Here is a 14,392-nt window from a genome sequence, read left to right on the forward strand (position 1 = left end):
CTATACCGCCTGCGGAAGATTTCTCTCCCAGAGAGCAAGCACGCTTACCGCAGTCTCTTGATCTTACCTTGTTGATACCGGTACATTCCCAACATGTCCTTGCTGATCCGGTTTACCTTATGAAAGGAATCAAACATTTGGTCCAGCGTTTCCACTAATTCCCTCACTTCACTTACTTTCCCGCGAATCCCATCAACGTGATAGAGCAGCTTCTTGCCGTTTAAGAAAGGCACTCTGTCTCCCACCTCCTGTGCAACCTTCTTTTGTTACACCGTATGCGCAACGAGAAAGGAGTGGGAAAATGAATAGCTTGGTGAGAACGCCCATTTTTTTCTGCCCGCCATTACTCGCCGATATACAAAGCCGGACGTCGATCGGAAAAGATCGGAATCCGCCCGCGCACCTCGTCCACCAAGGACAAATCGATTTGCGCTTGCACCACCTCTTCTTCTTCTCCCGCTTCCACGACAATCTCTCCCCAAGGGTCGATGATCATCGAATGCCCGCAAAACTGCGTTTTTCCGCCGGTACCGACGCGGTTGCAGGCGACGACGTACATCTGATTTTCAATGGCCCGCGCGATCAACAGCTGTCGCCAGTGATGCAGCCGCGGATGCGGCCACTGTGCCGAAACGAACAGCACTTTTGCCCCTTTCAGCGCGTAGGTCCGAACCCATTCGGGGAAACGGATGTCGTAGCAGATCACGGAACCGGCGAGATGACCGTCCAACTGATATAACCCTTCCGTATCACCAGCTGCCAGGTACTTATCTTCATTCATCAGCCGAAACAGGTGGGCTTTGGCATAACGCCCGATCAACTCACCCTGTCGATCAAACACATAGGTGGTATTGTACACCTTCTCCCTAACGCGCTCAGCAATGGAACCACCGACAACAAAGCCTCCCAAGCAGTTTGCTGTATCTCCCAGCAGTGCTTGGGCTGAAGCCCCGCCTTCGTCCGCAATCTCGTCAAGACGATGCAGATCATAGGCCGTATCCCACAATTCCGGGAGGAGCAGTACATCGGTACGCTCCCCCCGACCCTGCAGTGACTGGACCATCTCCAGCATTTTGGCGCGATTCTGCTCAGGTTGTCCATATGCCACATCCATCTGCAATATGGCAACATTCCATCGGTCTGTCATCTTTCATCCCCCTCTTCTCTGTAGCATTCGTCGTTCGTGTTCCTGTCCAAAGCTTGAAGTCTATCCGTTATCATCGTAGCTGCAAGACAGATCGCATGCAAGCAAAACAAAAAGAGGAGCAAACCTCCTCTCTCTGCTTGTGTTATCGATTATCGCTGTTGTTCCAGGCGGGCTACGCGACGATTTAAATTTTCAACCCGTTGGTCCAGGCGATCGACACGCCTTTGCAGGCGATCTACCTGGCGCTCCAATCGCTCTACCCGCCCCTGCAAGTTGTTGTCAGGTCTGGGGGGTCTAGAGTCAGGTCTTGTGGGGATATAAAGCGTCTGTCCCGGATAGACGAGAAAAGGCGGGGTCAAACGATTGACACGGATCAATTCTGAAACCGTCACTCCAAAACGGGCAGCGATCGAATTCAGCGTGTCCCCAGGTCTCACCACATAATTCACAACGCTTCCTCCCTTGGCCAGTATTCGCTAATACCGTATGCATAGGCAGGAAGGAAGGTATCAGCATCAACCTAGTGACACCAGCATTTGGACGTTGACCCACAGTTCTCTTACCCGTTTACTTGAATACCGGTTCGGCAAACTGCGACAGCTTTTCCAGTGAGCTTTTGTCTACATCAGCATGCAGACTGTTGCCGTGTGCATCCATCGTCACAATTGCGGCAAATCCTTTGACACGCAGATGCCACATCGCTTCCGGAATACCAAATTCCATGAAATCGACGCCTTCTACTTCTTCGATACAGTCGGCATAGTACTGTGCGGCACCACCGATGGCATTGAGGTAGACAGCGCCATGTTCCTTCAGTGCCTGCAGTGTCTTAGGTCCCATGCCACCCTTGCCGATCACAGCGCGAATGCCAAACTTCTTAATAATATCGCCTTGATACGGCTCCTCGCGAATGCTGGTGGTTGGTCCAGCAGCTTTCACGTGCCAACAGCCTTCCTCGTCTTTCAGCATGACCGGGCCACAGTGATAGATTACACCGCCATTGAGATCAACCGGACAATCGTGGTCCATCAAGTATTTGTGCAGGGCGTCACGGCCCGTGTGCATCAAGCCATTGATGACAACAACATCGCCCACTTTTAGACTGCGAATTTGTTCTTCGCTGATCGGCGCTTCCAGTACTACTTGGCGACGCTCTTCGGTTGAGTGCCCGCTCTCCTCTACTTCCATGGGGACTGGTTCGTCTTTGTACAGGTATTGTTTAATCTCCCCGGTTGTCGCATCAAGACGCACTCCCTGCCGACGAAACGCCCAGCAGTTGTACGCGACGGAGACGAAGAAACTGGCCGGCAGTCGGTTTTCTACACCGATTTTACAGCCCAGCAGCGTGGTATTGCCGCCAAATCCCATCGTTCCAATGCCCAGCTTGTTGGCCGATTCCATGATATAAGCTTCCAATTCAGCCAGTTCTGGGTGAGGATTGGTGTCATCGACCCGGCGGAACAACTGATGTTTCGCTAGAGCATATCCGGAAGTGCGGTCTCCGCCGATGCCGACGCCGATGAACCCGGCACTGCATCCCTGGCCCTGTGCCTGGTAAACAGCGTGCAGGATGCACTTGCGGATGCCATCCAGATCGCGTCCCGCTCTGCCCAAGCCTTCCAACTCACAGGGGAGGGAATACTGGATGTTTTTGTTCTCACAGCCGCCCCCTTTTAGGATGAGACGGATTTCAACTTCATCTTCTTCCCACTGTTCAAAGTGGATGACTGGTGTCCCGGGACCGAGGTTGTTTCCGGAGTTGTCGCCGGTTAACGAGTCGACTGAATTGGGGCGAAGCTTACCCGCTTTTGTCGCCTCTGCGATGGCTTCGTGAATCGCTTTTTTCATCACCAATTGGTTGACCCCAACCGGTGTCTTGATCTCAAAGGTCGGCATTCCTGTATCCTGACAGATCGGCGACAGATTCTCCTCCGCCATGTTGATGTTCTGTGCAATCGTCGAGAGAGACAAAGCCGATCTCGTCCCCGCATCTTCCCGCCGCTTTGCTTCATTAATGGTACGACGAACGTCAGGCGGCAGATTGGTTGACGTTTCCACAATCAAATCATAGATGCTCTGTTTCAGTTTCTCCATCTATTTCGCCCCTTTTCAACGAAATGAGTCTATTCCTAAACCGTATTCATTATAGCACATCATGGCTGGGGTGTACGAGAACCCCGGCTATGAAACAGATACTCACCTCGTTCCGTCTAACTGGTAGAACAAGGAACAGAGCCTATCAATCTACTGTGCATGCCAACCTGTTGTGTGCTAAGATGGGAAGGTGCGCTTCTCTGCCTTTTCATCCGGACGAAAAGATAGACAGAAACACGATGAAGAAAGGAAGTGGCCGCTATGGAACTTCTCGATCTAAACGCGACATCGGTCCTCTGCGGTCTGGCCGTTGTTTTGATGACTGCCTTTATTCGCCTGCACTGGCCGTTTCGTTTTCAATATATAGGGTCTATGTTTCGACGCAAACCGGATCGACTCATGCGTTGGCTGGAAGCTTCTTATCGGAAAAACCGATCCCGATCGGTTGCCATGCTAGATAAGTCGACTCACGAAATCATGTCCGGCAATTACGAGCAGGCGGAACAATGCGTCGCCGAGGGGCTTGCTCTCTGCAAGAATTCACCGACGCTGTTTCACCAAGCGATGATCCATTACCTGTTTTACAATCTCTCAACCATCTACTTCTATCAGGGAAAGTATAAAGACGCATTAGAAGTGGCCTTTCGCGTCTTTGAGCGTGACAACCGGCTGTTTAACGCGCTGGGGGTGATCATCTGCGCCTACGCCCGGATGGGGGAGGTACAAGGAGCATGGGAGATGTATCAACTGCTGCCGCAAAAGCGTGTCCGGGTTGAACTACGCCTGTTCTGCCTAGCGGAGATTGAGGCGGCAAAAGGCGATTACGGCAGAGCGGTTCACTACCTGCACCGTCTGATCGGACAGCATTACTTCATGACGATGCACTTGAATCATGAGCAAATCGAAAAGCGAATCAGTGAATGGACAAAAGCCTCATCCCACGTCGGATGAGGCTTTCTTAGTTGGATGGTTCTGTCAACGCCGCCGTTTCTTGTAGAATCCGTTCAAAGAAAGGGATAATCTCTCCTTTGAGGATCGGACCATGACCCGTAGCCAACACTTCAATTGGCCAGTGAATAATCGCACGGAGCCCGGAGGCAAACGACTGCACTTGTTCCGGCTCCTGACTGTTCCATTTTTTCAAGAAGCGCAAAAAACTTTCCCTGCGTTCCGCTTCGAAACCCACTCCTCCCCCTAACGGGTCGCCAAAAAAGCAGAGATGATCTCCGATAAAACAGACGCGGCTCTCTGGATCGAGGAAAGCGACAGAGCCTGCGGTGTGAGAGGGAAGATGCCGAAAATACAAAGGCGAGAGTTCGCCGCCTCTCCCCGTAAAGGTGTGTCCGAACAGGGTTTGCGAAAAGTCATCCAGTTCAAAGTAATCGTCCAAATGAATCCAGTTGTTGCGGGAGGGAAACAGTTCCACGTTGCCGATATGATCAGGGTGACGATGCGTACAGTATACCTGCTCGATTTTATCCGGTGTGGCACCGATCTGCTGCAGCGCGCTTTGCAAATACGACCGGTGTTTGCGCAGGTTCGTGTCGATGAGGAGATAGGACTTGCCTTTTTGTACGACATAATTGTTGATGTAGCTCTTCCAGGACTCTTCGTATGTCAAAATAGCCCAAACATTGGGAGCAACTTGGTAGGTCACATTCGTCAAATTCGCATCCTCTCCTCTCCTTCGATTCCGATTGTCTGGGGCAAACACACCTTTACTGTGTGAATATCCGTCTCTTTCAACCGATTCCTCTACTTATTATACAACATTCTTTGGAAAAAGACTGTATCTGATCCAAACCATTTTGAAAATCGTCATACAAAACGAAAAGCTTGTGCGTTTGGTGTGAGCGCACAAGCTTGATCTGGCCATGGCCATTACTGCAGGTTTTGTCTTTTCTCTTCCATCACTTCATTGATCAGAATCACCCCGTGTGACATGGTAGCCCCTCCTCCATAAGCGCCTGCTACCGAAATCGTCTCGGCGATCTCTTTTTCCGTCGCCCCTTCATCCAGCGCGTTTTCCAAATGGTAGACAATACAGTGTTCGTTTCCTGTGAACAGGGAGATCCCCAACGCCATCAGATGCTTGTATTTGGTGCTTACCTCTCCCGGCTGAAAACAGACATTGGTAAACCGGTTGTAAGCATCTACTACCTCGGGCATCAGTTCTCCCAGCGAGTGCAGACCTTCACGGTATTGCTCCGCAAGATAATGTTCAGTCAATGTGCTTCCCTCCTTTTATCGGCAATCTCTCCTCTATCTTCCCTCCGAACCGGCCAGTTCATGCGACGCAAACTGATCAATCCGGGGGATACTACCCAAAACGGCAGATGGGAGTTGATGGGGTGATCCGTCTGGGCTACGCCTGCATCAGTATGGCCACCAAAAACAATCCCAACAAAAAAACAACACTGGCTCAACTGCAAAAACTGGATCGGGCCGGACAAATGAAAAAACTGCGAAAAATCCTGCAGACAAACTTCTTTAACCTGATGGAGATTCTTGCTTACAATCGTGAGCACGCCATCTACTTGTACCGTCTGCCCTCGGAATTCGTTCCGTTTGCAACTCATCCGGTAGCCGATGGCTGGGATTGGGAGAAAGAATTCAGCTGGGACTTTGACAAAGCAGGCGAATACATCCGCAAACACGGTATGCGCGTTACCTCTCATCCGGGCCATTACAGCATTCTCAACACCCCTCACGAGGAGGTGCTGCGCTCAACGATCAACGATTTTGATTATCATGCCCGGGTGCTGGATCGGATGGGACTTGACATCGACTCCGTGATGGTCACTCATGTCGGCGGTGTGTATGGAGACAAACAAGCCTCATTGGATCGCTTCGCCGATCATTTTCAGCGACTGCCGGATCATGTAAAAAAGCGACTGGTGGTGGAAAATGACGACACTTCATTTGGCATGCGCGAAGTATTGGAGTTGTGTGAACGTCTCGGTGTTCCGATGATCCTTGATGTTCATCATCACGACTGTGTCAACAATGGCGAGCGATTGGAGGAGTATCTGCCGCGCATCTTTCAGACTTGGGGGGAACGAACGCCCAAAATACACTTCTCCTCGCCCAGGTCGGAGAGCGACTTTCGGAGCCATGCCGACAACATCAACGTCGATGATTTTCTGCGATTTGTGGAAAAGATCTCACATGGCAACGTCGATATCATGTTGGAGTGCAAACAGAAAGATCTCGCTCTGCTTCGACTGCGTGAGGAATTAAAAGAAGCGGGGATGGAGGTGGAGGCGCCGATATCCGTCTCAAGCTAGTAGAAACGAGTGGACTACACACATGCAGGCAGGCTTGTCTATCCCTTTGGAACGGAAAGAAAAGACAGATGCCATCGATGGGGCACGGCACCTGCCTGTTAAACCAGCATATGCTAAAGACGGGATGAGGAATCACCGCCGCAGCCGCATTGGCAGCCGCACTGGCAGCCGCTGCTGCCGCCCGAAGAATCATACGAGCTACTCGTATCGTACGAGTTGCCGGCACCATAGCTATCTGGATAACATTGACTGTAGTAATGGTGCATCCGGTCTTTGTGGTGCTTGTAGTAATCGTAGTAATAGCCGAACTTGCGACGATGGTGGCGATGTTTCTGACACTTTTTCTTGTAGTATTTCATCTTGTCCCGGTGACGATAATATTTGTAGATGAGGTTCTCAAGGATCCCTCTGTTTGGTTTGTGCCTCGGCTTGTGCTTGGGGATCGGTCTTTCCTTTTTGGGAGGCGCGTGGTGGATATTAGGCGGCATGATGGGCATAGTTGAGCTAGACTTCGGCCTTTCTTTTTCCACATTCCACACTTCCTTTCTGGTTAAGTGACACTACATGGTATGACAGGAACCCGTCGTAAGCAACGTCAGGTGCCTATTCTGAGCAAAATGACGATGCCCGTTTTTTTCTATGTTCCACTTTTGCGCCTTGACGAATGGCCTCCGCGTATGGCAATAATGAAGGATAGATAAGTATGAATACTGAGTGAAACGGGGATAGAGATATGCGCGAGAGGTGGAAGCATCCTCTGCAACTGCATAACGCATTCCATTCAACGGGGTTAGGAACCAGTTCCTAACCCCGTTTCTTTTCGCTCTCTACCCTGCTAAAGGAGGAAAATATCAGATGAAGACAGAATCAACCACAATCGTATCTCTGGATGGGTTTCAATTGACCATCGAACAAGTGGAAGCCATCGCCCGTCGCTTTGAACCGGTTGCTCTCTCGGAGGAAGCGATCCGGCGCATACGCGAATCGCGGCACATGGTGGAACAAATGGTGGAACAGCGTCAAGTAGCCTACGGGGTGACCACCGGATTTGGCAAGTTTTCCGATGTTGTCATCTCAGCAGAAGATACCAGCCAACTGCAGGAGAATCTGATCATGAGCCACGCTTGCGGTGTTGGTGAGCCGTATCCTGTGGAAGTAGTACGTGCGATCATGGCACTCAGAATCAATGCACTGGCGAAAGGCTATTCCGGTATCCGACTGGAAACGCTGACATTGATGATCGAGATGGTAAACCGCGGAGTTCATCCGGTCATTCCCCAACAGGGGTCGCTTGGTGCTAGCGGCGACCTGGCGCCACTCGCCCATCTGGTTCTCGTCATGCTGGGAAAAGGGGAAGCAGAGTACGGCGGCCGACGACTTCCAGGAACAGAAGCGCTGCAAGCCGCCGGTCTGAAACCGATCCGCCTGGAAGCCAAAGAAGGTTTGGCCTTGATCAACGGGACACAGGCGATGACTGCTCTTCTCTGTCTGGCTCTGGCAGACGCGCGGACCGTGTTGGAAAGCGCTGAAGTGATCGCGGCGATGAGTGTAGAAGCGTTGCGCGGAATCCCCAAAGCATACGATCCCAAGCTGCACGCTGTACGACCGCACCCGGGACAGCAGGAATCGGCCCGTCGTCTGTTGTTGCACCTGCAGGGCAGCGATCGTACCAGTGAACAGGGGGAGCTTCGCGTACAGGATGCATACAGCCTCCGCTGCATTCCGCAGGTACACGGGGCGACGCGGGACACACTGGAGTACGTATGGCAAACAGTGCAACGGGAATGCAACAGTGTTACGGATAATCCGGTGCTGTTTGCAGAGACGGGCGAAGTGATTTCCGGCGGCAATTTCCACGGACAGCCGATGGCATTGGTCGCCGATTTTCTGGCGATTGCGGTGGCCGAGCTGGCCAACATCTCGGAGCGGCGCACCGAGCGCCTGGTCAACCCACAATTAAGCAACCTGCCCGCCTTTCTCACACCTTATGGGGGCCTCCATTCGGGCTATATGATTGCCCAGTATGTCGCAGCTTCGATCGTATCGGAAAACAAAGTGCTGTGCCATCCGGCATCAGTGGACTCCATACCTTCTTCTGCCAACCAAGAGGATCATGTCAGTATGGGCACAACTGCGGCACGCAAGCTGCGTACCGTGGTCGACAACACCCGAAAGGTGCTGGCAATTGAATACCTGGCAGCCGCACAGGCGATTGATTTTGGTGAGGGCAAACTGGGAGCAGGGACAGAGAAAGCGTACCAACTGCTGCGCACGAATATTCCTCGCCTTGAACATGATCGCGAGATGCACGCCGACATGGTACAGGCAGAGCAGTTGATCAGGGCTAAGTCGTTGCTGTTTTGAAGATGGGGTGTGTGACTCACATAAAAAAAGAGGCTAACGATCTAGCCTCTTTTTTGCTCTATATTCTTTTCGTTAGATCGATATTATCGATGACCTGCTTAGAGTTTTTCCGGCGTTCTTCCCGCATCCTCTTTCTCTCCGGAGCGGAATGAAACAAATCTTTTTCTTCATCCGTTTCCGGATAAACGGGAGGAACGGGAGTTGGCAGACCGTTTTCATCGATGGCGACAAATGTGAGGAAAGATGTCGCCGTCAGCATGCGCTCCCCGGTTTTCAGATCTTCCGAGATAATTTTTACAAAAATCTCCATTGATGTTTTCCCAGTCGATGTGACAAACGCTTCAATACACAGCGAATGACCCATTTTGACAGGAGATAAAAAATCAATGGAATCAATGGAGGCCGTTACGACAGTATGTCGGGAATGTCTCATGGCTGCAATCGCTGCCACCTCGTCAATATAAGACATCATCGTGCCTCCGAAAATCGTTCCGTGATTATTCGTGTCAGATGGCAGCACCAAAGATGCTTGTACGGTTCTAGAAGCACTGGACGGTTTCGCTTCCATTGGTAGACCTCCTTTTATTGCTGACAGAAAGCTGCAGTCGATCAAGTTATCATCAGTTTTGTCCATAATCAACGAGAGCAGTCGTAGATATGCCGCCCAATCCTTATTTTTCCGTCCCCAGCCATCGACTAGCTGTGCCGAGTAAGAACCAGCTCCGCCTCCGTACCGAACAGCCGCAGGGTCCCCCCATCCAGATTGGCCAGATCGGCCTCTTCACGAGACAGCTCCATCAAGATCTCCACCACTTCTTCCTCATCCAGTTCGAAGGTGAGCAGCAGATCTTTGGTGCCAAACTCGTTGTCATCGAGCACGATATCGACAAGCGAAGCTTGGAATTGACTCACCTGCTCATCCTCTTCATCCCCATCCCACTGGGTAAACGTGACCTGAAGCGACTGTTGCAAGTATGTCTCCCGCAAACAGGCCATCAATTGTTCATGACGATGCAGTTCCATACACTCTCTCCTTTACTTTACGGCCAGAATCGATAAAAACGACTCCGATCCGGTATCAATCGACGGATCGAACGTCTTGAATCCGGCGACCTGGTAGAAGTGCTGCAATTCTGCTTGCTGGTAACGCCGGTGGTAGAGGGAGTCGGAGACACACTCCCCTTCTCCCTGCAGGTACGAAGCGAAAAACACCCCGCCTGGTTTCAGTGTGCGGTGCACTTCGGCCAACGCTTCCCGTAGATCATCTGGTGTCACGTAAAACAGCGAACCGTTGGCCCAAATCCCGTCAAAGCTGATATCGGCAAATGGCAGCGTACGAAAATCGCCCTGTCGGAAGGCAACTCCCTGCACCTGCTTCTTTGCCTCCGCGAGCATCACTTCGCTGATATCGAGTCCTTCTACGTCCAGTCTGTGTCGCTTGAGGCGCAGGGAATCATGCCCGACGCCACAGCCAAGATCCAGCACCCGCCCGCCCGCCAGCAGCATCTGAAAAGCAGGCAGCACCCGGGTAGCGATCCGCATCAACTCTGCCACTTCCGTCGCCGCGCTGCCCAATCGGTTAAACGTCTCCTTGTTACGAACAACGTAATCGTCCATTCGCTTTTTCCTCCTTTTGAACACAGACCGGAAACAGCCGTACAATCACCTCTCCCCTTACTATAAAATGAAACAAGGCGTTTGACAAACTGATACCTGCTTCTCTGCCGATTAGCGAGCATATTCTTATGCGTGCATCCGTCAGCGCGCATTGGGCGCTTCACTCCCGCCATGGAGGAAAAAAGCCGCCTCGCAAACGGGCGGCCATGATTCCATATAGACTTGTCTCACATCGATCAGAGCAGCTTGTTGATCGCCTGGGCCAATGCAAAATCTTTTCCAGTCAAACCGTTTGCCGACTTTGTATAGAGCGTAAACATGACAACCTGTCCCATGATGCGAATCTCCGGACAGTGGTCAGCGCTGGCGTATTCCGCGACCTGATTGACCAGCCGGATGGCAGATGGAAAGTCACTACAGGTAAATGTGCGGCAAAGCGCCATACGGTCGCCGTCAAGCTTCCAGCCTGGGACCTTGTACAAGTTGCACGCGATCTGGTCGATCGTCAGTTTGGCCATCGCCATTCCCCCTACAATCGTGAATAAGATCTCCTTACGACATTCTATTCACGGTTCACAGGGGTTAGTCACTGCAAATCCCCTCTCCTTTGCAGCCTATTCTCGGACTGCATAGAAAATCATCCGCGGCGAATCCTGCTTGCGATAAGGGGAAAAGTCGTAGTCGCCAAACAACTGGATGCTTTGAAATCCGGCATTTTGCAGCATTTCTTGCATTTCATCTGCATGGTACAGGCGTACTTGCTCCATGTACTGACGCGGCTCAGCCTGCTCCGCGTCGTACAGGAGAATCCGTTTTTTGACAAAGCCATCTTCGATCCAGCGCTGCTCTTTGATGAACAGCCCGTTTGCTTCCCGCTCCGATTCGGGTATCAAGTGAACCTTGACGTAATCAGGGTTGAGGTAATCGATCACGACCTCGCCGCCTGGCTTTAACGCCCTCGCCATGTTGTGCACGACACGAGCATTCTCTTCGTCCGAGGAGAAGTAACCGAAGCTGGTAAACAAGTTGACCACGATATCAAACTCGCTGTCAAACGGGATTTCCCGCATATCGTACTGGTAAAAGCGAAGATTGTCGTATGTATTTTTCTCTTGGGCAACCGCCAGCAGGACAGGTGACAAATCGACACCTACCACCTCGTAGCCGCGTCTGGCCAGAGCGCGAGAATGACGGCCGCTGCCACAGCACAGATCCAATACCCGACCTGCCCTCCTGACCGGCAGGTGGTCCAGCAGATTGGCGATTTCCCGGTCGGCGGAGGCTTCGTCCCGGTGTCGGTACACCAGCAGGTAATCCTCGCGAAAACTGCGTTCAAACCAATCGTCAGTCATATTGCATATCTCCCTTTTCTGTTGAGTCCGCCCTTTATACTATACCACGGATCACGACCAGGGGAACCGATTCAGCGGCGTGCTTTGCGCACCAGTTCAATTTTTTCCGCCAACCGCGACAGTACCACTTCTACAGAGCGCTGATCCTTCAGCACATCGTACTCGTTGATGTTGATGCGCAGCACCGGACAGCTGGTGAAGTGATTGATCCACTCCTCATAGCGTCGATACAAATCCTGCCAATAGCTGACAGGGGTCTGCTGTTCCATCGGACGACCGCGCTCCTTTACCCGCTCTAGAATGTCTTCAAAGCTGGCCTCCAGATAGATCAAGACATCCGGATGCGGAAAGTATGGGGTCATCACCATTGCCTCAAACAATCCGGTATACGTACGGTAATCCTCATCGGTCATATGTCCCTGCTCATACAGCATCTTCGCAAAAATACCGGTATCCTCATAAATGGAACGGTCCTGCACAAATCCGCCCCCGTATTCAAAGATCCGCTTCTGCTCCTTAAACCGTTCGGCGAGAAAAAAGATTTGCAGATGAAATCCCCACCGCGACAGATCCTGATAAAATCGGTTGAGATACGGGTTGTTGTCCACCTTTTCCACGGAGACACGAAACCCGAGCAGATCAGCCAAGGCATGGGTAAAGGTCGATTTGCCCACACCGACCGTCCCGCCAACTGTGATAATCGCATTGCTGGGAATGCCGTACTGTTCTCGTAAACTGCTTGTCGTAAAACCTGACATTCGCTCAATAACTCCTTTGCTGAGAATAAACGTAAGCGGATCACTCACCCGCTGGTCGCTTGCTTCAGAAACGGTTCGATCTGACGCAGCACATAACGCAGGTCATCGGGCCGATGGACGTAATCAAGCTGGTCACAGGCAAACGAGAGAACCGGTACCTGCGGATGACGCTGTCGGAACTCGTCCATAAAGCGGGCGTAATCAGCTGCCAGATTCTCCATATAACGGCGGTCGATCAATCCTTCCACATCTCTTCCGCGCATGGCGATACGCTTCATCAGCGTATCGACGGAAGCATGGAGATAAATGACCAGGTCTGCCTGTGGCAGATCACTCGTCAAAATATCGTAGATTTGTAAGTATTTTGGCAAGTTCTCGTCGTCGAGCGTCCGTTGGGCAAAGATGGTATTCTTAAAGATGTTATAATCGGAGACGACCGATCTGCCCTGCGACAGATGGTGGCGGGAGATATCCTGCAGCTGCTTGTACCGATTGCACAAGAAGAACATCTCCAGTTGAAAGCCCCACTCTTCGATATTCTCGTAAAACTTGCCGAGAAACGGATTCTCATAAACGATTTCCTGCAGCAGGTTCAGCCCGTACTCACGGGCAATGGCCTGTGCCAGCGAGGTCTTGCCGACACCAATCGGCCCCTCTACAGTGATGAAAACAGAACTCATAATGACATTAGATCCTCCCACACATGTTGAAAGCGCAATTCATTTTACCATGTCCGACGATCGTTTGTCGAAAGATTTGGAGGAGAGCCCAAAAAGAGCTTACACCTAAAATCCGATATGTTATCATGGAATTAATGATGGAACAAGGAGCGTTGCAACATGCGTATCGTCAATCACATGGGGGAACTGATCGGAGCCACACCTGTTGTTCGACTTAGACGTCTCGTCAACAGCGAAATGGCCGACCTTTATGTAAAACTGGAAAAGTTTAATCCCAGCGGCAGTGTCAAGGATCGCGCCGCCTACAATATGCTGGTGGAAGCAGAAGCGTCCGGTCAATTGAGGCCTGGTGCGACGATCATCGAGCCGACCAGCGGCAACACTGGGATCGGGCTGGCCATGGCCGCCGCAGTCAAAGGATACCCGTCCATCATTGTCATGCCGGATACCATGACGCGGGAGCGTATCCTCCTGTTGCAGGCTTATGGAGCGGAAGTCGTGCTCACGCCGGGAGAAGAAAAAATGCCGGGTGCCATCCGCAAGGCAAAAGAACTGATGAGTCAAATCCCCAATAGTTTTATGCCGATGCAGTTCGAGAATCCGGCCAATCCTGCCATCCACCGGGTGACCACGGCTCGGGAGATCCTGACCCAGATGGAGGGGCAACTAGACGGGTTTGTCGCTACAGCAGGCACAGGCGGAACGATATCCGGAACCGGTGAAGTGCTGCGTGAAGCACTGCCCCACCTGCTGATCACCGTGGTAGAACCCAAGGGATCTCCTGTCTTGTCAGGGGGTCAGCCTGGTTCGCACAAAATCGTCGGAACCAGTCCGGGATTTATCCCGCAAACTCTGAATCAGCAGATCTACGACGAGATCATCCAAATCAGCGATGAGGAAGCGCTGGTGACGACACGGGAAATGGCCAGGCTGGAAGGCATTCTCGTCGGCCCTTCATCCGGGGCGGCTGTGTTTGCTGCGCTGCAGACAGCCAGGAGACTTGGGCCTGGCAAAAAAGTACTCGCCATCTGTGCCGACAGCGGCGAGCGGTATTTGTCGATGCGTGACTTGTTTGGATAAGGGCGCCTGATCA

General features: G+C 51.9%; 18 protein-coding genes. 4 read left to right on the top strand and 14 right to left on the bottom strand.

Going from position 1 to position 14,392, the window contains the following annotated elements; translation table 11 throughout:
* Positions 1-44 precede the first annotated feature (44 nt).
* The 4 genes from LOK74_RS11500 to LOK74_RS11515 form a co-directional block, all read right to left on the bottom strand.
* Positions 45-233 carry a hypothetical protein gene (locus tag LOK74_RS11500; RefSeq protein ID WP_230046755.1) on the bottom strand — a complete coding sequence of 63 codons (189 nt, stop codon included), beginning with the start codon at positions 231-233 and terminating at the stop codon, positions 45-47.
* A 110-nt stretch (positions 234-343) separates the two neighbouring features.
* On the bottom strand, positions 344-1,147 hold the full coding sequence (locus LOK74_RS11505) for a carbon-nitrogen family hydrolase (protein ID WP_230046756.1): 804 nt from the start codon (positions 1,145-1,147) through the stop codon (positions 344-346).
* A 149-nt stretch (positions 1,148-1,296) separates the two neighbouring features.
* Positions 1,297-1,596, bottom strand: coding sequence for a LysM peptidoglycan-binding domain-containing protein (locus LOK74_RS11510; RefSeq protein WP_230046757.1), 300 nt, complete (start codon positions 1,594-1,596; stop codon positions 1,297-1,299).
* A 118-nt stretch (positions 1,597-1,714) separates the two neighbouring features.
* Positions 1,715-3,241 (bottom strand): fumarate hydratase, encoded by a 1,527-nt coding sequence (locus LOK74_RS11515; protein ID WP_230046758.1) that lies wholly within the window; start codon positions 3,239-3,241, stop codon positions 1,715-1,717.
* A gap of 261 nt (positions 3,242-3,502) precedes the next feature.
* On the opposite strand from LOK74_RS11515, the gene LOK74_RS11520 reads away from it, so the two are divergent.
* Positions 3,503-4,192, top strand: a complete 690-nt coding sequence (locus LOK74_RS11520) for a tetratricopeptide repeat protein (protein WP_230046759.1) — start codon at positions 3,503-3,505, stop codon at positions 4,190-4,192.
* Between the two features lie 7 nt (positions 4,193-4,199).
* Here LOK74_RS11520 and LOK74_RS11525 read toward each other — a convergent pair whose 3' ends face one another.
* Entirely contained in the window at positions 4,200-4,907 is a 708-nt protein-coding gene (locus LOK74_RS11525; protein WP_230046760.1) for an MBL fold metallo-hydrolase, read from the bottom strand.
* 215 nt (positions 4,908-5,122) lie between these two features.
* On the bottom strand, positions 5,123-5,470 hold the full coding sequence (locus LOK74_RS11530; protein ID WP_230046761.1) for a carboxymuconolactone decarboxylase family protein: 348 nt from the start codon (positions 5,468-5,470) through the stop codon (positions 5,123-5,125).
* Positions 5,471-5,592: 122 nt separating this feature from the next.
* Here LOK74_RS11530 and uvsE point away from each other — a divergent pair, with 122 nt between their 5' ends.
* Entirely contained in the window at positions 5,593-6,528 is a 936-nt protein-coding gene (gene uvsE / locus LOK74_RS11535; protein WP_230046762.1) for a UV DNA damage repair endonuclease UvsE, read from the top strand.
* 113 nt (positions 6,529-6,641) lie between these two features.
* Here uvsE and LOK74_RS11540 read toward each other — a convergent pair whose 3' ends face one another.
* A complete protein-coding gene (locus LOK74_RS11540) occupies positions 6,642-6,887 on the bottom strand; it encodes a hypothetical protein (protein WP_230046763.1) in 246 nt (81 codons plus the stop codon).
* 496 nt (positions 6,888-7,383) lie between these two features.
* On the opposite strand from LOK74_RS11540, the gene hutH reads away from it, so the two are divergent.
* Positions 7,384-8,892, top strand: a complete 1,509-nt coding sequence (hutH, locus tag LOK74_RS11545; protein WP_230046764.1) for a histidine ammonia-lyase — start codon at positions 7,384-7,386, stop codon at positions 8,890-8,892.
* A gap of 58 nt (positions 8,893-8,950) precedes the next feature.
* Here hutH and LOK74_RS11550 read toward each other — a convergent pair whose 3' ends face one another.
* The 7 genes from LOK74_RS11550 to LOK74_RS11580 all read right to left on the bottom strand — a co-directional run bounded on the left by LOK74_RS11550 (position 8,951) and on the right by LOK74_RS11580 (position 13,299).
* Entirely contained in the window at positions 8,951-9,460 is a 510-nt protein-coding gene (locus LOK74_RS11550) for an acyl-CoA thioesterase (RefSeq protein WP_230046765.1), read from the bottom strand.
* A 128-nt stretch (positions 9,461-9,588) separates the two neighbouring features.
* Positions 9,589-9,915: a hypothetical protein gene (locus LOK74_RS11555; protein ID WP_230046766.1), complete on the bottom strand. Its 327-nt coding sequence runs from the start codon at positions 9,913-9,915 to the stop codon at positions 9,589-9,591.
* 12 nt (positions 9,916-9,927) lie between these two features.
* Positions 9,928-10,509, bottom strand: coding sequence for a class I SAM-dependent methyltransferase (locus tag LOK74_RS11560; RefSeq protein WP_230046767.1), 582 nt, complete (start codon positions 10,507-10,509; stop codon positions 9,928-9,930).
* 236 nt (positions 10,510-10,745) lie between these two features.
* Positions 10,746-11,027, bottom strand: a complete 282-nt coding sequence (locus LOK74_RS11565) for a 4a-hydroxytetrahydrobiopterin dehydratase (RefSeq protein ID WP_230046768.1) — start codon at positions 11,025-11,027, stop codon at positions 10,746-10,748.
* Between the two features lie 96 nt (positions 11,028-11,123).
* A complete protein-coding gene (locus tag LOK74_RS11570; protein ID WP_230046769.1) occupies positions 11,124-11,861 on the bottom strand; it encodes a class I SAM-dependent methyltransferase in 738 nt (245 codons plus the stop codon).
* A gap of 71 nt (positions 11,862-11,932) precedes the next feature.
* Complete coding sequence (locus LOK74_RS11575; protein ID WP_230046770.1) at positions 11,933-12,619, bottom strand: deoxynucleoside kinase; 687 nt, start codon at positions 12,617-12,619, stop codon at positions 11,933-11,935.
* 44 nt (positions 12,620-12,663) lie between these two features.
* Positions 12,664-13,299: a deoxynucleoside kinase gene (locus tag LOK74_RS11580; RefSeq protein WP_230046771.1), complete on the bottom strand. Its 636-nt coding sequence runs from the start codon at positions 13,297-13,299 to the stop codon at positions 12,664-12,666.
* A 159-nt stretch (positions 13,300-13,458) separates the two neighbouring features.
* Between LOK74_RS11580 and cysK the strand changes: the two genes are divergently transcribed.
* The gene (gene cysK / locus LOK74_RS11585; RefSeq protein WP_230046772.1) at positions 13,459-14,379 is read left to right on the top strand and encodes a cysteine synthase A; all 921 of its coding nucleotides are present in this window, start codon (positions 13,459-13,461) and stop codon (positions 14,377-14,379) included.
* Positions 14,380-14,392 lie beyond the last annotated feature (13 nt).

It is taken from the genome of Brevibacillus humidisoli (assembly GCF_020923435.1).
GTDB lineage: Bacteria > Bacillota > Bacilli > Brevibacillales > Brevibacillaceae > Brevibacillus_E > Brevibacillus_E humidisoli.